Annotated in this window: 14 protein-coding genes, 1 tRNA gene and 1 riboswitch; of the genes, 7 read left to right on the top strand and 8 right to left on the bottom strand. The window is 73.0% G+C overall.

The features are described from left to right. Positions 1–93 precede the first annotated feature (93 nt). From HGA03_RS01475 to HGA03_RS01460, 4 genes are all read left to right on the top strand, one after another. The gene (locus HGA03_RS01475; RefSeq protein WP_168628436.1) at positions 94–792 is read left to right on the top strand and encodes an iron-dependent transcriptional repressor DtxR; all 699 of its coding nucleotides are present in this window, start codon (positions 94–96) and stop codon (positions 790–792) included. Positions 793–979: 187 nt separating this feature from the next. Further along, positions 980–1,171: riboswitch (cyclic di-AMP (ydaO/yuaA leader) on the top strand. Positions 1,172–1,173: 2 nt separating this feature from the next. Next, positions 1,174–1,944 carry a C40 family peptidase gene (locus tag HGA03_RS01470; RefSeq protein WP_168628435.1) on the top strand — a complete coding sequence of 257 codons (771 nt, stop codon included), beginning with the start codon at positions 1,174–1,176 and terminating at the stop codon, positions 1,942–1,944. A 176-nt stretch (positions 1,945–2,120) separates the two neighbouring features. Continuing rightward, positions 2,121–2,627, top strand: a complete 507-nt coding sequence (locus HGA03_RS01465; RefSeq protein ID WP_239073485.1) for an HNH endonuclease — start codon at positions 2,121–2,123, stop codon at positions 2,625–2,627. Positions 2,628–2,743: 116 nt separating this feature from the next. Beyond that, positions 2,744–3,709, top strand: coding sequence for a universal stress protein (locus HGA03_RS01460; RefSeq protein ID WP_168628434.1), 966 nt, complete (start codon positions 2,744–2,746; stop codon positions 3,707–3,709). A gap of 6 nt (positions 3,710–3,715) precedes the next feature. On the opposite strand, the gene HGA03_RS01455 is transcribed toward HGA03_RS01460, so the two are convergent. The 4 genes from HGA03_RS01455 to HGA03_RS01440 form a co-directional block, all read right to left on the bottom strand. After that, complete coding sequence (locus HGA03_RS01455; protein WP_168628433.1) at positions 3,716–4,180, bottom strand: Lrp/AsnC family transcriptional regulator; 465 nt, start codon at positions 4,178–4,180, stop codon at positions 3,716–3,718. Positions 4,181–4,207: 27 nt separating this feature from the next. Continuing rightward, a complete protein-coding gene (gene rocD / locus HGA03_RS01450) occupies positions 4,208–5,428 on the bottom strand; it encodes an ornithine--oxo-acid transaminase (protein WP_168628432.1) in 1,221 nt (406 codons plus the stop codon). A gap of 29 nt (positions 5,429–5,457) precedes the next feature. Then, positions 5,458–6,288, bottom strand: coding sequence for a dimethylargininase (gene ddaH / locus HGA03_RS01445; protein WP_168628431.1), 831 nt, complete (start codon positions 6,286–6,288; stop codon positions 5,458–5,460). A 121-nt stretch (positions 6,289–6,409) separates the two neighbouring features. Further along, entirely contained in the window at positions 6,410–7,123 is a 714-nt protein-coding gene (locus HGA03_RS01440) for a hypothetical protein (protein ID WP_168628430.1), read from the bottom strand. 194 nt (positions 7,124–7,317) lie between these two features. On the opposite strand from HGA03_RS01440, the gene HGA03_RS01435 reads away from it, so the two are divergent. Then, complete coding sequence (locus HGA03_RS01435) at positions 7,318–8,304, top strand: aldo/keto reductase (RefSeq protein ID WP_168628429.1); 987 nt, start codon at positions 7,318–7,320, stop codon at positions 8,302–8,304. A gap of 3 nt (positions 8,305–8,307) precedes the next feature. Here HGA03_RS01435 and HGA03_RS01430 read toward each other — a convergent pair whose 3' ends face one another. Further along, positions 8,308–9,012: a hypothetical protein gene (locus tag HGA03_RS01430; protein ID WP_168628428.1), complete on the bottom strand. Its 705-nt coding sequence runs from the start codon at positions 9,010–9,012 to the stop codon at positions 8,308–8,310. After that, on the bottom strand, positions 9,009–9,449 hold the full coding sequence (locus HGA03_RS01425) for an OsmC family protein (RefSeq protein ID WP_168628427.1): 441 nt from the start codon (positions 9,447–9,449) through the stop codon (positions 9,009–9,011). Before HGA03_RS01425 ends, HGA03_RS01430 begins: the two co-directional genes overlap by 4 nt. Positions 9,450–9,568: 119 nt before the next feature. Between HGA03_RS01425 and HGA03_RS01420 the strand changes: the two genes are divergently transcribed. Further along, positions 9,569–9,641, top strand: a tRNA-Arg gene (locus HGA03_RS01420). A gap of 58 nt (positions 9,642–9,699) precedes the next feature. On the opposite strand, the gene HGA03_RS01415 is transcribed toward HGA03_RS01420, so the two are convergent. Both HGA03_RS01415 and HGA03_RS01410 read right to left on the bottom strand, forming a co-directional pair. Then, the gene (locus tag HGA03_RS01415; RefSeq protein WP_168628426.1) at positions 9,700–11,754 is read right to left on the bottom strand and encodes a hypothetical protein; all 2,055 of its coding nucleotides are present in this window, start codon (positions 11,752–11,754) and stop codon (positions 9,700–9,702) included. Beyond that, positions 11,735–13,216, bottom strand: a complete 1,482-nt coding sequence (locus HGA03_RS01410; protein ID WP_168628425.1) for a KAP family P-loop NTPase fold protein — start codon at positions 13,214–13,216, stop codon at positions 11,735–11,737. Before HGA03_RS01410 ends, HGA03_RS01415 begins: the two co-directional genes overlap by 20 nt. Before the next feature lie 1,030 nt (positions 13,217–14,246). Between HGA03_RS01410 and HGA03_RS19520 the strand changes: the two genes are divergently transcribed. Beyond that, the gene (locus tag HGA03_RS19520; protein WP_239073484.1) at positions 14,247–18,968 is read left to right on the top strand and encodes a hypothetical protein; all 4,722 of its coding nucleotides are present in this window, start codon (positions 14,247–14,249) and stop codon (positions 18,966–18,968) included. Positions 18,969–19,077 lie beyond the last annotated feature (109 nt).

Below are 19,077 nucleotides of genomic sequence, written 5' to 3'. Positions count from 1 at the left end.
GCCGACCCTACTCAAGGTCCGCATCCGCTGGACGGACCAACTAGCCTGTGGACGGATGACTGTGCGAGACGGGCATGACAGGAAGGCACGGGCGTGAGTGACCTGATCGACACCACCGAGATGTATCTCAAGACGATCTACGAGCTCTCCGAGGAGGGCATCACCCCGCTGCGGGCGCGGATCGCCGAGCGTCTCGGCCACAGCGGTCCCACCGTCTCGCAGACCGTGGCCCGGATGGAGCGCGACGGGCTGGTCATCGTCTCCGGCGACCGGCACCTGGAGCTGACCGAGGCCGGCGCGCACAAGGCGACCCAGGTGATGCGCAAGCACCGGCTGGCCGAGCGCCTGCTCACCGACGTGGTCAAGCTCGACTGGGAGTTCGTCCACGAGGAGGCGTGCCGCTGGGAGCACGTGATGAGCGAGCGGGTGGAGCAGCGGCTGGCCGATCTGCTCGGCCACCCGCAGTTCGATCCGTACGGCAACCCGATCCCGGGGCTGCCGGAGATCGGTGAGCCGCCCGCCCCGGTTTCCTTCCTGGACGGGGTGGCCTCGGTCGTGCACCTGGTGGACCGGGCCGGCGGGCCGGTGACCGGCGTGCTGTCCCGGCTGGGCGAGCCGCTGCAGACCGATGTCGAGCTGCTGGGCCGGATGTCTGCGCTGGGCCTGCTGCCGGGCCGGGAGATCACCGCCACCCGCGGTCTCGGGGTCGTCACGGTGGGCGCACCGGGCGCCGAGGCGGTGCTGGATCTGCCGAACGAGGTGGCGCGACACGTGTTCCTCGCCACCTCCTGAGATTCACAGGGAGTGCTGCCGCACCGCGGCGTGGGTCGCTGACCTGCGCCGCGGTGTTGTCGTGTCAGGGGCTCTCCGGCGTGTCGGGCATCGGCCCGGGAAACGTCCCGTGACCGGAACGTGACAATCGCCGTGGGGGTCGGGTACGGTCGATCCTGCTCGTCGGAACCCTCCTCCGTGCGAGCCCTCGAGTGGCTAGCCGAACCCTGCCATCACCCGAGGTCCGTTCGATTCGCCGGCAGGGGCGGGGGAACCAACTTCGGGCGCCATGGTGCGTCCTTGGGGTGAAGCCGCGAGCCACGTCCGTCAGGGCGACTCGCGGCCGGACATCTCCGGTCCGAACCCGACAGCTCACCTCGTAGGCACCAGGAGAGGCCGTAAGTGACCGTTAGTGCTGCACGCGCCCGGCATCGTTCCGCGCGTCGCCCCGTCACCCCCCTGACCGAGCTCACCGGCACCCTCGCCGGCGCCGGCCGCCGCACCGCCGTCGTGGCGGCGTCGTCCGGCCTGATGGTCTCGATGATCGCCGTGCCGGCCAACGCCGCGCCGTCGAGCAACGACACCGCCCTCGGTTCGGTGGACACCACCAACCTGACCGCGTCGGCTCGCGCCGTCCTCGACACCGCCCCGCAGGTGACCGCTCCGGCGGACGCCGCGTGGACCTTCGAGGCCCCGGCCGTGACCGCCGTCGTTCCGGAGCCCGAGCCGGAGCCGGAGCCCGTCGTCACCTCGACCTCGCGCTCCAACACCCGGACCGAGACCGAGACGACCACCGCCGCCACCGCCGAGGTCGCCACCGCTGCTGTGCCGCAGTCGGTCGCCGGCAACGCGGTCCTGGAGATCGCCGCCCGCTACGTGGGCGTGCCCTACGTCTCCGGCGGCACCACCCCGGACGGCTTCGACTGCTCCGGCTTCGTCTCCTACGTCTACGCCCAGCTCGGCGTGAGCCTGCCGCGCACCTCGTCGGCGATCAAGGCCGCGGGCACCGTGGTCTCCGCCGCGGAGGCGCAGCCGGGCGACCTGATCTGGAGCCCCGGTCACATCGCGATCTACGCCGGTGGCAACCAGCAGATCGACTCGCCCCGCCCGGGCAAGACGGTGCAGTTCCGCGCCATCTGGCAGAGCAACCCGGTGTTCATCCGGATCGGCTGACCGCCACACCTCGCACGGCCCCCGCACCCCACGGTGCGGGGGCCGTCGTCGTTCCCGGCACGCCACACCGGCGGAAATGACCGCGTGCGGGCGTGGACCGGGCGCGTACGCTGATCGCGCAGTCTCCCCGGCGGACCCACCAGCCAGGCGGGTCCGGTGCTCGCAAGGAGTTGACCGTGCTCCAGACCGCCCCTGCTCGGACCCTGCTGCTGAATGCCAGTCACGAGCCGCTCTGCGTGGTGAGCCTGCCGCGCGCCGTCACCCTGGTGCTGTCCGGCAAGGCCGTGGTCCTGGAGACCACCGGTGTGGTCCTGCACTCCGAACACGCCTCGGTGGTGCTGCCGGCGGTGCTCTGCCTCACCCGCTACGTGCACGTCCCGCACCGCCGCCCGGTGCCGCCCACCCGGCGGACCGTGTTGCAGCGGGACGATCACCGGTGCGTGTACTGCGGTCTGCGCGCCGACACCGTCGACCACGTGCTGCCCCGGTCCCGGGGTGGCCGGCACGAGTGGGAGAACGTGGTCGCCGCCTGCCGCCGCTGCAACCACCGCAAGGCCGACCACCTGCTGCACGAGATCGGCTGGGAACTGACCGTCCAGCCCCGCCCGCCGCGCGGTGCCGCCGCCTTCCTGCGGGGCACTCCGGCCCAGGACCCGGCCTGGACCGCCTACCTCGCGGCCTGAGCTCACTAGCACACCACGGCGGCGTAAAGAAATCGCCACGGAACACCCCGGTGGAGGGTGCGTCGGCGGCCATCTCGGAGCACACTGGTGCCGTCCCTTCGAGGAGGTCGAGAACGATGAAGCGTGACGCGGAGATCCTGGTCGGCGTGGACGGATCGGCGGCCAGCATGCACGCCCTGGACTGGGCGGCTGCGGAGGCCAAGGTCCGGGGCCGTGGGCTGCACGTCGTGTGTTCGTACACGCTGCCGTCCTTCGCCGCGGCCTCCCTGGACGGGGGCTACGCCGCGCTGGACGACACGGCGATCCAGGAGGGCGCCCGGGCGGTGCTGGAGGAGGCCGGGGCGCGGGTCGCCGACCACGGCATCCAGGTGACCACCACGGTCGCCACCGGTGACGCCGCCGCGGTGCTGGTCGAGCTCTCCCGCCAGGCGTGCCTGGCCGTGGTCGGCACCCGGGGCAAGGGCGGATTCGCCGACCGGCTGCTCGGCACGGTGTCCAGCACGTTGCCCGCGCACGCCTACTGCCCGACGGTCGTGGTCCCGCTGCGGGACGCCCGGCGCGGTGGCGCGGTGCCGCAGGACGAGTCGGTGCCGGTGGTCCGGCCGGTGCGCCGGATCGTGGTCGGGGTGGACGGTTCGCCGCAGGCCGACCTCGCGCTGCGCCAGGCGATCGAGGAGTCGGTGGCCTGGGGTGCCGAACTGTCCGCGGTGGCCGGTGTCCCGGTGGGCGCCGGGGCCGGGGTGATGGCCTGGCTGCCCGCCGCGGTGGACCAGACCCAGGTGCTGGCCGACGTGACCGAGGGGCTGAACGTGGTCGTCGACCGCGCACTGGCCGACTTCCCGGGGGTGAGCGTGCGCCGGCACGTGCTGGACGGCACCGGTGCCGAGCTGCTCACCGAGTTCTCCACCGCCACCGACCTGATCGTGGTCGGCTCGCGCGGCCGGGGCGGGTTCACCGGGCTGCTGCTCGGCTCGACCAGCCAGGCGGTGCTGCACCACGCGGCCTGCCCGGTGATGGTGGTGACCAACCGCTGCCAGCCGGCGCAGGCCGACGGGCAGGATGCCGAGGCCGCGACCGCCTGAGCCCGGTCAGTTCGCGGGCAGATCCGGTCGGCGCAGCAGGGCGGAGAGCACCACGGTCGACCGGGTCCGCACCACGAACGGTTCGGCGGCGAACCGCTCGACCACCTGCTCCAGGTGCTGCATGTCCCGGGTGCGGACCTGCACCACCAGGTCGACGTCGCCGGTGACCGTGCTGGCGGCGACCACCTCCGGGTAGCCCTCCACCGCGGCGCGCATGGTCGCCGGGGAGGTGGAGCCCTGGCAGAACAACTCGATGAACGCCTCGGTCTGCCAGCCCAGCGCCGCCGGGTCCAGCCGGACGGTGAAGCCGCGGATCACGCCCTGGTCGCGCAGCCGGTCCACCCGGCGCTTGACCGCGGGTGCGGACAGCGACACCGCCGCGCCCAGTTCGGCGTAGGACGCCCGGGCGTCGGCGGCCAGCTCGCGCAGGATCTCCTGGTCGATGTCGTCCAGCTCCGGGGTGCGCCGCATCCCCGCATCCTCCCGCACCCGGGCGGTTCAGGCCGACGGCTCGCGCAGCACCTGGGTCAGCCGGTCCAGCGCCAGGTCCAGGTCCTCGGCGTCGATCACCAGCGGCGGGGCCAGCCGGATCGTGGAGCCGTGGGTGTCCTTGGCCAGCACGCCGACGTCCAGCAGCCGCTCGCACAGCCGGCGGCCGGTGCCCCAGGCCGGGTCGACGTCCAGCCCCGCCCACAGCCCCACACCCCGGCTCGCGGTGAGCAGGCCACCCTGGACCAGGGTGAGCAGCCGGCCGTGCAGGTGCTCGCCGAGCATCCGGGCCCGGCGCTGCGGCTCACCGGTGGACAGCAGCTCGATCACCGCCAGGCCGACCGCACAGGCCAGCGGGTTGCCGCCGAAGGTCGACCCGTGGCTGCCCGGGGTGAGCACGCCGAGCACGTCCGGCCGGCCGACCACGGCGGACACCGGCAGCACGCCGCCGCCGAGTGCCTTGCCCAGGGTGATCAGGTCGGCGCGCACGTCCCACAGCTCCAGGGCGAAGGTGGTGCCGGTGCGGCCCAGCCCGGACTGCACCTCGTCTGCGATCAGCAGGGTGCCGGTGGCGTCGCAGATCTCCCGGACCTGCGGCCAGTACCCCTCCGGCGGCATCACGACGCCCTGCTCGCCCTGGATCGGCTCCAGCAGCACCGCCACCGTGGTGTCGTCCACCGCGGCCCGCAGCGCCTCGGCATCCCCGAACGGCACCACCCGGAACCCCGGCGTGAACGGCCCGAAGCCGTCCCGGGCCTCCGGGTCGGTGCTGAACGACACGATCGTGGTGGTCCGGCCGTGGAAGTTCCCGGCGGCGACCACGATCGTGCCCTGGTCGGCCGGGATGCCGCGCTGGTGACCCCACTTGCGGGCGGTCTTGATCGCGGTCTCCACCGCCTCGGCGCCGGTGTTCATCGGCAGCACCATCGGCGCCTCCGATCCGGCCACCGCGGGGCGGGCCAGCTCGGACAGTGCGTCGGAGAACGGCCGCAGCAGGTCGTGGTCGAACGCCCGCGAGGACAGCGTGAGCCGGTCGAGCTGCCGGTGTGCCGACGCGGTGAGCGCCGGGTGCCGGTGGCCGAAGTTGAGCGCCGAGTACCCGGCCAGCAGGTCCAGGTAGGTCCGGCCGTCCACGTCCCGGACCCAGGCGCCCTCGCCGCTGGTCAGGGTGACCGGCAGCGGGTGGTAGTTGTGCGCCAGGGTGTCCGGCGACGCGGCGGCGGTGGTCATCGGCAGCTCTCCTGTCGTGACGCCGGCGGTCAGCCGGCGGTGCGGATCTCCAGCGTGCAGCACTTGGCTCCGCCGCCGCCCTTGAGCAGTTCGGAGGTGTCCACCGGGATCGGCTCGAAGCCGCGCTCGGTGAGCTGGGCGGCCAGGTCGGTGGCACCGGGGGCGACCACCACGTGCAGGCCGTCCGACACCGCGTTCAGGCCCAGGCAGGCGGCGTCCTGCTCGGAGGCGATCACCGCGTCCGGGAACCGGCGCTCCAGCTCGGCCCGCGAGGTGTCCGAGAACGCCGGCGGGTAGTAGGCGATCAGCGGGGCGGCCGGGTCGGAGCTGAGCACCGCCAGCGCGGTGTCCAGGTGGTAGTAGTGCGGGTCGACCAGCTCCATGGTCAGCACCTCGTGGCCGGTGACCCGGGCGATCTCGGCGTGCGAGGAACGGTCGGTGCGGAAGCCGGTGCCGGCCAACAGCACGTCGCCGACCAGCAGGATGTCGCCCTCGCCCTCGTTCACCTCGGCGGCGGTGTGGGTGACGAAGCCGTGGTCGGCGAACCACTTCTCGTAGGCGGGCCCCTCCGGCTGGCGCTCCGGGTAGCGGAACTTCGCCGAGTAGACGATGCCGTCGACCACGGTGGCGCCGTTCGCGGCGTAGACCATGTCCGGCAGGCCGGGGATCGGGTCGATCAGGTCGACGGTGTGGCCCAGCTCCAGGTACAGGTCGCGCAGCACCCGCCACTGCCGCACCGCCAGGTCCGCATCGGTGAACCGGGTGGAGTCCATCCACGGATTGATCTCGTAGGAGACCGTGTAGTGGGTGGGCTCGCACATCAGGTAGCGGCGCGGGCTGGACTGCGGCGTGGTGGCCATGGGACTCCTCGTGGTTCGGATCCGGCCACGACGTCGGGGCCCGGGGACTGCTGTCGAGGGTACGAGTCGTGCGGCGCAGGATTCGGTAAGCGACGTTGCGTCGAACCATCGATCCGTTGCGTCAAGTCCGGATTGGGCGGCGATTCATTGCGTCGCGCTCGATCCGGCGGCTCACCAGCCCGAGCATCGCCCGCAGTCCGAGCGCACCCGCCCAGCCGGTGAGCACCGGCGGCGCCCCCAGCAGGTGCACCCGCTCGGACCAAGTCACCCGCGACCGGCCCGGCCCGTCGCCGGCGACCGTGATCCGGGCCGCTCCGCCCAGCACGGGACCGAGCTTCACGAACTCCGCGGTGCCCGGGGTGGATCCGTGCGGCGGGTCGTAGCGCTCGATCCGCATCCGGTCCACCAGCCCCGGGGCGCCGCGGCGGGCACCGAGACCGGAGACCGCCACCACGATGTCGCCCGCACGGGGTGGCACCTGCGGTGGGCACCAGGACCAGCCGGGGGCGGGGCCGGGAGCGTCGGCGGCGGGCGCCGGGTGGGGGAGGCCGGGTGCGGGGTGGCGGGGGTCGGGCGCAGGGTGGTGAGAGTCGGGTGCGGGGTGGCCGGGGATGCGCGTGGGACGCCCGGAGGGTCCTGCCGTCGCGGGCCCGGTGGCCGGGTCGGCCGCTGACGGGGCAGCAGCGGCGCGCCGGGCCAGGTCCACCCGGGTCAGCGGCACCCAGCGCCCGTGGTTCCGGGCGTCGGCGACCAGCTCCCAGGCCTGCTCGGCCGACAGCGGCAGGCTCAGCCCCACCCGCACGGTGCGGAACCGGGGGCGATCGCGGTGGGACACGCCAGCTCCTCCCGGCCGGTGCGGCACCCGGCTCCGGCGCCATCCTCGCGCGCTCCACCCAGTGGCGCCCGGGCAGCCCGCCGGGGACCAGCCGCGCGCTCTACCCAGTGGCGCCCGGGCAGCCCCGCCGGGGACTAGCCGTGCGCTCCACCCAGTGGCGCCCGAGCAGCCCGCCGGGGACTAGCCTGACCGGCATGCAGACATCGACGTGGGGCAGGGCCGGGCGCGTGACCAGCGCCGTCGGACTCGGGTGCTGGCAGCTCGGCGCGGACTGGGGCGAGGTCGACCCGGAGGACGCCCTGGGGGTGCTGGCTGCGGCGGTGGACTCCGGTGTGACCTTCCTGGACACCGCCGACGTCTACGGCGACGGGCGCAGCGAGAAGCTGATCGGCCGGTTCCTGGCCGAGCACACCGCGCCCCGCCCGACGGTCGCCACCAAGATGGGCCGCCGTGCCGACCCGCACGTGGCCGAGACGTACACCCTGGACGCCTTCCGCCGCTGGACCGACCGGTCCCGGGAGAACCTGGGGGTCGACACCCTCGACCTGGTGCAGCTGCACTGCCCGCCCACGGTGGTGCTGAGCCGGGACGCCACCTACGAGGCGCTGGACACCCTGGTCCAGGAGGGCCGGATCGCCGGCTACGGCGTCTCGGTGGAGACCGTGGACGAGGCGCTGACCGCCATCGCCCGGCCCGGCGTGGTCAGCGTGCAGATCATCGTCAACGTGTTCCGCCGCAAGCCGCTGGAGCGGGTGCTGCCCGCCGCCGCCGAGGCCGGGGTCGCGATCATCGCCCGGGTGCCGCTGGCCAGCGGGCTGCTGTCCGGCCGCTACGACGAGCACACCACCTTCGCCGCCACCGACCACCGCACCTTCAACCGGCACGGTGAGGCCTTCGACGTGGGCGAGACCTTCGCCGGAGTGCCCTTCGACGTCGGGGTCGCCGCCGCCCGGGAGGTCGCCGCCCTCACCCCGGAGGGCGAGACCACCGCCCAGTTCGCGCTGCGCTGGGTGCTGGACCAGCCCGGTGTCTCCACCGTCATCCCTGGCGCGCGCTCGGCCGAGCAGGCCCGGGCCAACGCCGCGGTCGGCGACCTGCCCCCGCTCACCGAGGAGCAGCAGGCTGCGCTGGAGCGGATCTACGACCAGCGGATCCGCGCCCACGTGCACGACCGCTGGTAGGGGTCACTCGGCGGGGAGCAGCAACGGCTCCTCGCCGGTCTCCACCACCCGGACCGGTGCCGTGAAACTCAGCGGCGCCGGTCCGAACGCCTCGGCCGCCCCGTCGATCACCGTGCGGCCCAGCCCGCGGGCGCCGGCGATCCCGACCACCGCGCCGATCCCGAACGGCACCAGCCGCCCCACCGCCAGCCCGCTGTGCTTGGCGAGCTGACGGCGCACCAGCCGGCGGGTCAGCCGGTTGTTCACCCGGGCGATCGTGCCGGTCGGCATCCGGGTCAGCAGCGCCTGGCCCACCCGCACCCCGCGCAGCCCGGTCATCGCCCCGGACTCCACCACGGCCTTCGCGCCGGACTCGCCCAGGATCGTGGCCAGCAGCAGCGCACGACGGCGGTCCGCGTCCTGCACCTCGATCCCGTGCACGCTCGCCACCGCCAGGCTGAACGCGGCCGACGCGCCGAAGAACGTGGCGACATCCGCGGCGGTCAGGGTCAGCGCCACCCCGGTGCCCACCGCCGGAGCCGCGGCCGCCGCCCCCACCGCGCCGCCGGAGCCCTGCACCACCAGCAGGTACTCCTTCTCCAGCAGCGCGATCAGCTCACCGGGCGTGGCGTGCGGGTTCTTGCGCCGCAGCTGCTGCACATGCGCGTGCACCGCCCCGGAGGGCAGCGTCACCGCACGGTCCAGCGCCGCGTCCAGCAACCGGCTCACGGCTGCACGACATCCAGCGTGATCGCCGCACCGGCCTTCAGCGTGCGGCCCACCGTGCAGTGCTCGTCCACCGCCCGGTGCACCACCCGCAGCAGCCGCTCCTTGGTGGCGTCGTCCAGGCCGGACAGGTCCACCACCAGGCGCTCGTGCAGCTCCGGGTACCGGTCCTCGGTCGGGTGCCCGGCCCCCTCGACCTCCACCGTCACGGCGACGTCGTCCCCGAGCCGGTGCGCGATCGCGTGGTCCGAGCTCATCCCGGAACACCCGGCGAGCGCCACCTTCAGCAGCTCACCCGGGGTGAACACGGCCCCGGCCTCCACCGGGCCGATCGCCACCTCGGCGCCGCGGCTGTTGCGGCCGGTGTATGTGCGGGTGCCGGTGCGCTCGACCCAGAGCCGGGTGCCGGCGGCGTTCGCGGGGGTTGCGGCGTTCTCCATCCGGGCATCCTCGCACTAGTCCGGGCGGGCAGCGCGGGTGACGTCGGCGACAGCGGCGGCCGGTCTCCCGGGCCGGGAACGGTAGGCTGACCGGGCTGCGCCGGGTTGATCCGGGGCAAGCGCCTGTAGCTCAGGGGATAGAGCACCGCTCTCCTAAAGCGGGTGTCGGCAGTTCGAATCTGCCCAGGCGCACTCTGATGGCTCGGTCATGACGGCGGGCCAGGTCTCGGCGTCTGACTATCGGGTGTGCTCAGCGGGCTGTGCGTCGGCGAACCGAGTCGACGGTGCGGGAGACGACGTCTCTTTTCTTCTGCTTGGACATCAAGTGCACCTGGCGAAGTTCGGCGACCTGCTTCTTTGTCAGCTTGTTGTTAGGCCGAGCGCCCTCGGCGTCGAACGCGGCTCGAAGCTTCCCCATGCGACCATGAGCGCTGTCGCCGAGCTCCAGCGCCAGCTTGGCCGCAAGAGGAGCGTCACCACGCACGTCCGTCGCCAGCAGCGCCAGCGCCAGGTCAGCCATGGCTCGTGCAGCTGCGGCATCCGCTGGCCGCGCCGTGAGCGCCCGCGTGACGAGGTCGGCCCGATCGGGCTGCGTACTAGCCCCGGGCAGCCGCTCCGAGATAGAGGTGAACGCGGTTTCGTCGACGCCATGCCGTCCGACGGCCGAGAGGCAGGCCACGCCACGATGTCCGATGGCACACCACAGGGTCGTGCGGTCCGGCACCGAGAGTTGCTTCGCGTAAGCGCCTAGCACGTCGGTGGCCGCTCCGCGATGCGAGTCCACCTGGATGTAGTCCTGCACCGTGGGCCGCAGCTCGACCCAGCCGTTCACGATCTGGTCCTTCGGTTCGGACAGCGGCAGGGCCTCGAGCATCATGTCGACCGGCAGCGCAGGCAGACTCGCAACTCGCCGCGCCGTCAAGCGAACCTGCGTCGACGCCACGAGCTCCGCGGAAGCCGTGTCTCGTTCGTCGAAGGCGGCGTCAACGTCTGCGGCCGTGTCCTTGTCGAGTCCACGCACCCGGGCCACGACGTCGGTCACGGTTCCGGGGTCGAAGTACGAGTCGAACGCGGCGAGGAGATCGTTCACCACCGCCTGACGAATCCGCTTCGCCTGGCTTCCGCCAAGGAGCACCTGAGCGATCGAATAGAGGGCGGTGCGCTGCGCCCTCTCGTCGGCGTCCCCGGTCCATTCCATGCTCGCTGCTGCACCGGTGAAGGCGTCCGCGGCTGCCTCATCGCCGGCCTCGTCCAGATACTTGACCGCCGCACTGACCGCCGTCTCGATCTCCGACGGCAGTGAGCCGGCGGTCCCAGGGAGGCCGGTGATGAGCCGGACCACAGCTGGCTTGGCCAGCGTGTCGTCGGCCGTGTCCGCCGTCGCGAGTTTCGCCCACCATGCGCAGTTCTGGATGGGGGCGTGGGCCATCGCGACGAGAGCGTGCTCCGTGCGCTTGCGAGGGTCTGTGATCCGATCGAGCGCCTCGTCCTCGCGGTCGAGGACGGCGTTCTGGATCGCGGCGACCTCGCTGAGTTGACCCAGCATCAAGACCCCGGAAACGAGGCGGCCGGCGTCGTCGGTGCGCGCCATGACGGCGTCCATGAGGTCACGCCAGCGTGCGGCGGCGTCCGGGCTCTTGGCGGCTTCCGAGGAGGTGGTTCGGCTCGTCGTTGCGGGCTTGCTGGCTGCCTCCTTCGCCATCACGGTCAGCAGCTCATCGATCCGGTCACGAGTCAGGGCCCACAAGTTCCACGCCGTGTCGAAAGGCAGCGTGCGGAGCAGGTCATGCATCGCCTCAGGGTGGTTCCGGTACGACTTCAGTAGTAGGCCTCGCACCGTCCTAGACTGCTGCGCATCACCGGAGCCGAGAACCGGACCGAGACGCGTGAGCAAGCCTTTCTCCGCGAACTCGTCCGCGGGGTAGCGTTCCACTAACTCATCGACCAGGTCGGTACGGCCGGTGACCACGCCAAGTGTGAACGCGCCCGGGATCGCCCCGTCGCGCAACGCCCCTTCATGGGTCACCGCGCGCACGATCGGTTCGACAAGCTCCGCAACCAGCCGGAGGTCCTCGTGGTCCAGCTTCTCCAGCAGGCGGCACAGCGACTCCACGATTGTCGCGCGACCGGGGCCCAGCTCGTCCTCGGCCTGCTGGGCGAGGAGGTGAGCCGCGGTGGTGAGGACAGTAGCGGTCTGGCCGTCGAGCGCTTCCAGGACCTCGTCGGGTGACAGGTCAGCGGCGATGTCAATGACGTGCCCGACCTCCGGGTCCGTGATCCCGTGCTCAGTGCCCGCTGACTGCATGTAGAACAGGTCGGGACGCGGGTCGTCGATACCCTGAGCGGCCGCCTTGGCTAGGTAAGACCGCAGCTGGGCGTTTGAGGACCCGGTTGGCCTTGCGGGCGCTCTTGTCGCTCTGCTCTGAGTCGAGCATCGGGCCAGCCGGTTCTCCGGTGCCTGCGGCGACGTACTGATTCGCCAGGTCTCGCAAACGCTCCGCACCCTCGGGCACCGGTGCACCGCGGAGGTGCGACAAGAGCATCGGTGCGGTCGAGAGATCCGCAGCAAGCCGCGGGAACTCGACCTGCAGGACGGTGTACATCGCGATCTCGCTCGCACGGGGAAGCCAGTCCAGGCCGCGCGACTGCGCGGTGCGAACCGTGGTCACGTAGTGGTTGAGCAAGACTTTGACGCGCCTGGGGCTGCGCACGTGCACCGGCACCAATAGGTATACGACCTCCAGGAACAGCTTGTCGTCCGGCTGCGCAGCGCGCAGTTCGGCCCACACCCCCGCGTGGCTGTACACGAGGTCACGAGCGAACCTGGTCAGCGTCTGAGGTCGAAGGGGTGGCAGCGAGAGTTGGTGCTGGAAGATCTTGTCGAGGAACGCGCCGGGCGTGGAATAGTACGGGTCGCTCTCACGGATCGGGGTCGTCTGGGGGACCTCCTGCAGCGCGGATTCCAGCACTTCCCGGTCGGCGGCTACGACGAACACGCAGCCCTGCACCTCGAGGAAGGTCTTGAGGTCGACGAGCGTCGCGACGACGTCTTTCGGACTGCACCTGTCCAGTTCGTCGACGAACACGACGAGCTTCTTCTTGCCCTTGTCGGTCGCCTTTTCCACGAGTGTCTTGAACCGGGACGCGAACTGGTCGTCGGTCTGCGGCGCAGGCGTCGTCACCTTGACGACCGCCGATTCCAGCACTTTCGGCCCGATGAGCAGCGCGACCAAGGTGAGGCTCAAGACGGTTCCCACGCCAGCGACCGTGGCCTCCATCGCGGGGCCGAAGCCACGCTCCTGGCTGACGAGGAACGTGAGGCCAGAGGTCGTGAAGAACCAAAGCGCGGCGATGACTGTCGCGAGCAGCACTCCCAGAAGCAGTGCCACCCAGTTGGAGCGGAGGTAGTTGCCCAGTTTGACGCGGCTGGCCTCTTGATCGACTTGGAGGCCGGTGCTGAAGTCGGCAGCCTTGATTTCCAGGTCCAAAGCCAGGGACTCGATGAAGTTCATCTTCAGAGCGCGGCCGCCGTACTTCCACGCGTCGTACCGGACGACGCGAACGCTGCGGCTGCGTCGCTCGAGCGCACCACGGAGGGACGCAAGGAACGAGGACTTACCCGAGCCCCATGACCCGAAGAGCGCGATGTTCACCGGAGCCTCGGTCGCGAGCACCATGTCCGCGGCGACCTTGACGATGGCCGCGTGATCCAGCCGATCGTCATCGGCGCTCTGGAGCGCGGCGTCGCTGACGAGGTCGTCGGCCATTTCGTTGGTCTCGGCCTGACGTCGGTCACGAGCACTGCTACCCGGAACTCCCATCATCTGCTAACCACCACGATCAACGCGTTTCCTCCTGTAACTTCGCCTGAAGGTGCAACCGTATCGGCCAGGACTGACACCCTCGACCGCCTTCCCGATGGCACCCACGCAGTGGTTGCGTCAGGGACCCGCTATGTCGCGCGTGCTCATTCCCGCAACGTTCGCGGCAATCGGTTCAGGCGGCGCGCCGCGCCCATCGGCGGGCCACTCGCACCGATCTCGCCGGTGTCAGCTCAGTCGCCCGTGCGGCACCCGTTGTTCAGGGCGGTGCCGGTCGGATCGCGTGCGGCTTGCTGGTTCGCAATGCGGGTGACCGTGGGCGGCAGGATGGCCACGGTCAACGGCCGGAGGGTCGAGACCGCCAGCGCGAAGACCGAGGGGGATCTAGTGGCCGAGTGCCGCTCCTATCCCAGCTCGCCCTGCCCAGGCGCACACGCGATGGGGACCCTCTCCTACCGGGGTGGGCGGGCCCCGATTCCGCGCCGGCGCACTCTGGTCCCGGGCGCGCTACTCACTCCGGTGCCGCTGTCCCCTCACCGGCCGGCCCGTCAGTACCTAGGCCCGCGAAAGCGCTCGTTTCGGTGGCGTAGACATATCCCTGTCGACGGGGCCCGCTGCGGCTGACGGGCCCCGTCGGCATCCACGTCCACCCCGGTGGACGTGAGGTCGGTCACCCCCATGGAAGCCCACCTGGCGAAACGCCGGTGTGGCTGTGACCAGGCTGTGTGAACGCTCACGACGTCGGTTGACCCTCGACGGTTGTCGCGTCATAGTTCTCGGCAGACGGTGCGCGTCGCCTGCCCCCTGCGCGGCGCGCACTGTCCTCAGACTCCCCGGCCCTCGCCTCGAGCATCGTCGCTCGGCAGCCGCCGGAATGGGGACAAAGACCGCGAATCCCCGGCCAACTTCCGCATGATCACCCGGGACAGCGGCGCGCCGCCGAGTCACCGGCAGCCCGCCCGGTTAGCGTTCCAGGGTGAATGTCCCCGCGCGCCGCAACGAGCAGCCGGAGGCCGGCGACGTGACCCGTCCCGCCCCGGTCGAGGAAGTCGAGCAGCCCTCTGCCGCCGAGCTGGTGGCGCAGTCGGTGGCGGACTGGAGATCGGCTCTGGTCGAGGCCGCCGGTGGCTCCACCCTGGCCGACGTCGGCCTGCTCGGGGACGCCGCGCTCGACCTCACGGTCGCGCACCCCTCGGGCATCGCCCAGTTGTTCGCCGGGCGGCCGACCCGGCTGTCGAACCTGGTCCGGGAGGACGCCGCCCTCGGCTCCGCCCGCCGCCGCGCCCGGGCCGTGTCCGCCCGGGCCGCCACCTACGCCCAGCAGTACGGCATCGCGCCGACCTACCTGGCGATCGGGCTGGCGAGCTGGACCGAGCGGACCACGCCGGACACCGCCACGGACGATGTCGCCGCGCTGGCCACCGCGACCCGGGCCGGCCGGTCCGAGCCCGAGCAGCGCGACGAGCAGCCGGTGGGCCGGACCGTCCGCGCACCGGTGCTGCTGCGCCCGGTCACCCTGCAGGCCCGGGGCACCGCGGAGAGCGACTACGAGCTGAGCCTGGAGCCCTCGCTGGAGGTCAACCCGGTGCTGGCCCGGGCGCTGCGCGGCCGCGGCGCCCTGCTCGACCCGGGTGCAGTCGCCCGCAGCGCGTTCACCGGCAGCGGCTTCGACCCGCAGGAGGCCCTGAACCGGTTGGGGTCGCTCGGCGCCGCCGTGCTGGAGGACTTCCAGCTCACCGACCGGATCGTGGCGGGCACCTTCGTCCACCCCGGACAGGTGCTGGTCGACGACCTGGACCGGCTGTCCGCCGGGCTGGACCGGCACGAGCTGGTCGCCGCGCTGGCCGGTGCGGGCGACGGGCTGGTGCAGCCGGTGCTGCCCGACCCGGTGCCCGGCGACCGGGATCCGTCCGCCGAGCGCGGGGTGGGTGACCTGGACCCGGCGCAGCAGCACGTGCTGGACGTGGTCGCCACCGGCGCGCACGCCTTCGTCGACGCGCCCGCCGACAGTGATGTCACCGGCACCGTGGCCGCCCTGGTCGCCGATGCCGCCGCCGACGGCCGCACCGTGCTCTACGTGCCCGGGCACCGCCGCGCCGCGATCGCGCTGGCCGAGCGGCTGGACCGGTTGGGCGTCGGGGACGTCCTGCTGGACATCGCCCCGGACGCGGGCTGGCGCTCGGCGGCCGGACGGCGGTTGCTTGGCGCGATGACCCTGGAGGCCGACCCGGGCGACCCGGCACGGACCGCCGCCCTGCGGTCGTCGCTGGTCGCGCACCGCGAGCGACTGCGGGGTTACCTGTCCGGGCTGCACGTCGCCCGCGAGCCGTGGGGGGTCTCCGCCTACGACGCCTTCCAGGCACTGGCCGCGCTGACCGCCGCCCGTCCGACCCCGAGCACCACGGTCCGGCTCGACCCGGCCGTCGCACGGGAGCTGACCGCCGAGCGCCGCGCCGCGCTGGCCGAGTCGCTGCGCGCCGCCGCCGAGGTGGGCGCCTTCACCCTGCGCCCGGTCGACACCCCCTGGTACGGCGCCGCGCTGGACACCGCCCAGCAGGCCGACCAGACCCTGGAGCGGGTGCGCCGGCTGGCCGGACCGGACGGTCTGGCCCTGTTGCAGCGCCGGATCGCCGAGGTCGCCGAGGCCACCGGCTTCGCCCCGGCCACCTCCGTGCAGGGCTGGGGTGAGCAGCTCACCGTGCTCGCGGGGGTCCGCGGCACCCTGGACGACTTCCAGCCGATCGTCTTCGAGCGCAGCGTGGCCGACCTGGTCGCCGCCACCGCGACCAAGGCGTGGCGGACCGAGCACGACCAGCCGATGGGCTTCTGGCTGCGCCGCCGGTTGAAGAAGCAGGCCAAGGACCTGTTGCGCCCGGGTCGGCACGTCGACGACCTGCACGCCGCCCTGGCCAACGCCCAGCACCAGCGCGAGGTCTGGCGCCGGCACTGCGCCGCCGGTGGCTGGCCGCAGCTGCCCGCCGGGATGGCGCAGATCGAGGCCGAGTACCAGCAGGTGCGGGCCGACCTGGACGCCCTGGCACCGGTGCTGGCCGGCACCCCCGAGGGCGGCGAGCTGGTCGCCACCCCGGTGCGGCAGGTCGCCGAGCGGATCGAGCGGCTGCTGGCCGGGGCCGACGCCCTGCCCGCCGTGCCCGAGCGCAGCCGCCTGGTGCGCGACCTGCGCGCCGCCGGCCTCGAACCGCTGCTCTACGACCTCGCCGACCGGCGGGTGCCCGCCTGGCTGGTCGGCCCGGAGCTCGACCTGGCCTGGTGGAGCACCGTCTTCGAGCAGATCATCACCGCCGACCCGGCGCTGGCCGGGTACGACGGCCGCAGCCTCGGCCGCCTGGTCGCCGAGTACCGGCAGCTGGACCACGCCCAGATCGAGTCGCTGGCCGCGCCGGTCCGCACCCGCGCCGCCGCCCACACCCGGCACGCGATGGACCAGCACCCGGAGCAGACCGAGGCACTGTTCGGCGAGCTGGTCGAGGACCGGTTCAGCGGGCTGCTGGAGGCGATGAGCCGCTACGGCGACGTCGCCCGCCGGCTGCGCCCGGTGCTGGCCGCCGCGCCGATGCTGGTCCCGCAGGTGCTGCCCGCCACCCGCACCGTCGACCTGGTGGTGCTGGACGCCGCCGACCACCTGCCGGTCGAGGTGCTGCTGCCCGCGCTGGCCCGTGGTCGCCAGGTGGTCGTGATCGGCGACCCGCGCTGCGCCTCCGGGTCCGCGGTCACCGAACTCGCTGCGGTGCTGCCCCGGGTGGCGCTGCACGCCGACGGTTCCCGCCGCGACCCGTACCTGACCGCGTTCCTGGCCGGGCACGGCTACGCCGGGGTGCTCAGCCCGACCCCGCTGCCCACCGAGGCCGCCGCGGTCGGCTTCCACCCGGTGGACGGCACCGGCATGCCCGACGACTCCGGCACCGTGCAGAGCACCCGCGCCGAGGTCGACCGGGTGGTCGAGCTGGTCGCCGACCACGCCTTCAACCGGCCGGAGGAGTCGCTGGCGGTCATCACCGCCTCGCCGCTGCACACCGCCCAGATCCGGGAGGCCGTGCTGTCCCAGGTTCGCGGCAACCCCGCATTGGCCGCGGCACTGGACGCCGGGCGGCCCGAACCCTTCGTGGTCACCGACCTGACCTCGATCGCCGGGCTGCGCCGGGACGCGGTGGTGCTGTCCTTCGGCTTCGGCCGCACGCCGCACGGCCGGGTGTTGCACCGCTTCGGGCCGATCAGTGACGAGGGCGGCGACGGCCTGCTGCTCGCCGCGCTCGGTGTCACCCGGCACCGGCTGGACGTGGTGAGCTGCCTGACCGCCGACCAGCTCGACCCGCACCGCCTGCGCGGCGCCGGACCGCAGCTGTACGCCGACCTTCTGTCCTTCGCCGAGCGCCGCGCCGCCGGGGACCCCGATCTGCTGGCCGACATGGCCCGCCAGGCCGCCGGGGAGGCGGGCGACGCCGACGAGTCCGGTGCCGACGCGGCCGATGGTGCCGGGGCCTCGACTGCCGGTGACGCCTCCGGTGCCGGGACCTCGGCCGCTGGTGCGGGCTCCGCCTCCGATGCCACGGCCCGGACCGATGCCACCGCCCCGACCGGTGGTGGGGTGCACCCGAGTTCGGACGCCCCGGTCACCGGTGCCGCCGCCTCGTCCGCCGAGTCCGGCTCGCGCCCCGACTCCGTCACCGCCAGCACCGTCGACGGTGCCGGGCAGGACGAGCCGACCGTCACCGACCGGCTGGTGGTCGACCTGGCCGAGCGCCTCTGGCGGCACGGCCTGGTGGTCGAACTCGACTACGGCCTGCCCGGTGGCCTGCGGCTGCCGATGGCGGTCGGCCACCCCGACCTGCCCGGTCGCCTGCTGGTGGCCGTGCTCACCGACGACGACTCCTACGTCCGCGAACCGAGCGTCCGGGTGCGCGACCGCCAGGTCCCCGAGCGTCTGGAACGGCTGGGCTGGAGCGTGGTCCGGGTCTGGTCGGTCGCCGCGTTCATCGACCCCGACGCCGAGGTGGACCGGATCCGCCGCGCCGTGCACGCGGTCGCCGACCGCGAGGTGGAGCGCGCCCGGGCCGACCGCCAGCGCTCGATGTCGCTGCTCGGCGACGTGCCGGTGGTGCCCGCCGCCGACCTGGAGCCCGCCCCCTCCACCGGTGCACTGTCGGTGATCGGCCTGCCCACCGACGCCGGTCTGCCGGTCGGTGGTGGTGCTCGCGACGGTGAGCCGCCCGCGATGACCGCACCGACCTGGACCGTGCCCGGCTTCGAGACCCCCGGCGCCACCCCCGAGCCGTCCGGCGCCGAGACCACCCGGACCGACGAGACCGGCACGCCGCGGGCCGTCCCGCTGCTGGACGACGACCCCGCCCGTCCGCGCACCGGGACCCTGCCGCTGGTCGCGGCGGACATCCCCGGGGTGATGGAGGCCGCGGCCGCCATGACCGGTGCGATCCCGGTGATCCCGAAGGCGATGCCCGGTGACGCCCCCGGCCCGCGGCCGGATGTCCGGCCCGGCCTGCCGATCAGCGCGTACTCCGACGACCAACTGGACGAACTGGTCGCCTGGATGATGGCCGACGGCGTCGAGCGCACCGAGTCGCAGCTCGCCGCCGAACTCCGGCTGGAGCTCGGCGTGACCCGTCGTGGCGCGCGGGTGGACGCGGTGGTGTCGGCGGCGGTCCGGCGCGCGCTCGGCTGACCCGCGTCGGGCCTGCGGTCGGAGGGCACGCGCCGCCGCCGCGCCGGTTCAGCCGGTGCGCGCGCCTGGAGTTGGCCCGGGCAGCCATGGCTGGTGGATGCGTCCGGTC

This window comes from Cellulomonas denverensis, from assembly GCF_012396125.1.
GTDB classification, from domain to species: Bacteria; Actinomycetota; Actinomycetes; order Actinomycetales; family Cellulomonadaceae; genus Cellulomonas; species Cellulomonas denverensis.
Note: the sequence above shows the minus strand (reverse complement) of the source record. Positions and strands in the feature narration are given on the sequence as shown.

Bases quoted from the DNA above. Each gene is read 5' to 3' on its own strand.
- HGA03_RS01415 (WP_168628426.1), bottom strand. From the start codon at position 11,754: ATGCAGTCAGCGGGCACTGAGCACGGGATCACGGACCCGGAGGTCGGG.
- HGA03_RS01460 (WP_168628434.1), top strand. From the start codon at position 2,744: ATGAAGCGTGACGCGGAGATCCTGGTCGGCGTGGACGGATCGGCGGCC.
- HGA03_RS01410 (WP_168628425.1), bottom strand. From the start codon at position 13,216: ATGGCCGACGACCTCGTCAGCGACGCCGCGCTCCAGAGCGCCGATGAC.
- HGA03_RS01435 (WP_168628429.1), top strand. From the start codon at position 7,318: ATGCAGACATCGACGTGGGGCAGGGCCGGGCGCGTGACCAGCGCCGTC.
- rocD (WP_168628432.1), bottom strand. From the start codon at position 5,428: ATGACCACCGCCGCCGCGTCGCCGGACACCCTGGCGCACAACTACCAC.
- HGA03_RS01425 (WP_168628427.1), bottom strand. From the start codon at position 9,449: ATGGAGAACGCCGCAACCCCCGCGAACGCCGCCGGCACCCGGCTCTGG.
- ddaH (WP_168628431.1), bottom strand. From the start codon at position 6,288: ATGGCCACCACGCCGCAGTCCAGCCCGCGCCGCTACCTGATGTGCGAG.
- HGA03_RS01455 (WP_168628433.1), bottom strand. From the start codon at position 4,180: ATGCGGCGCACCCCGGAGCTGGACGACATCGACCAGGAGATCCTGCGC.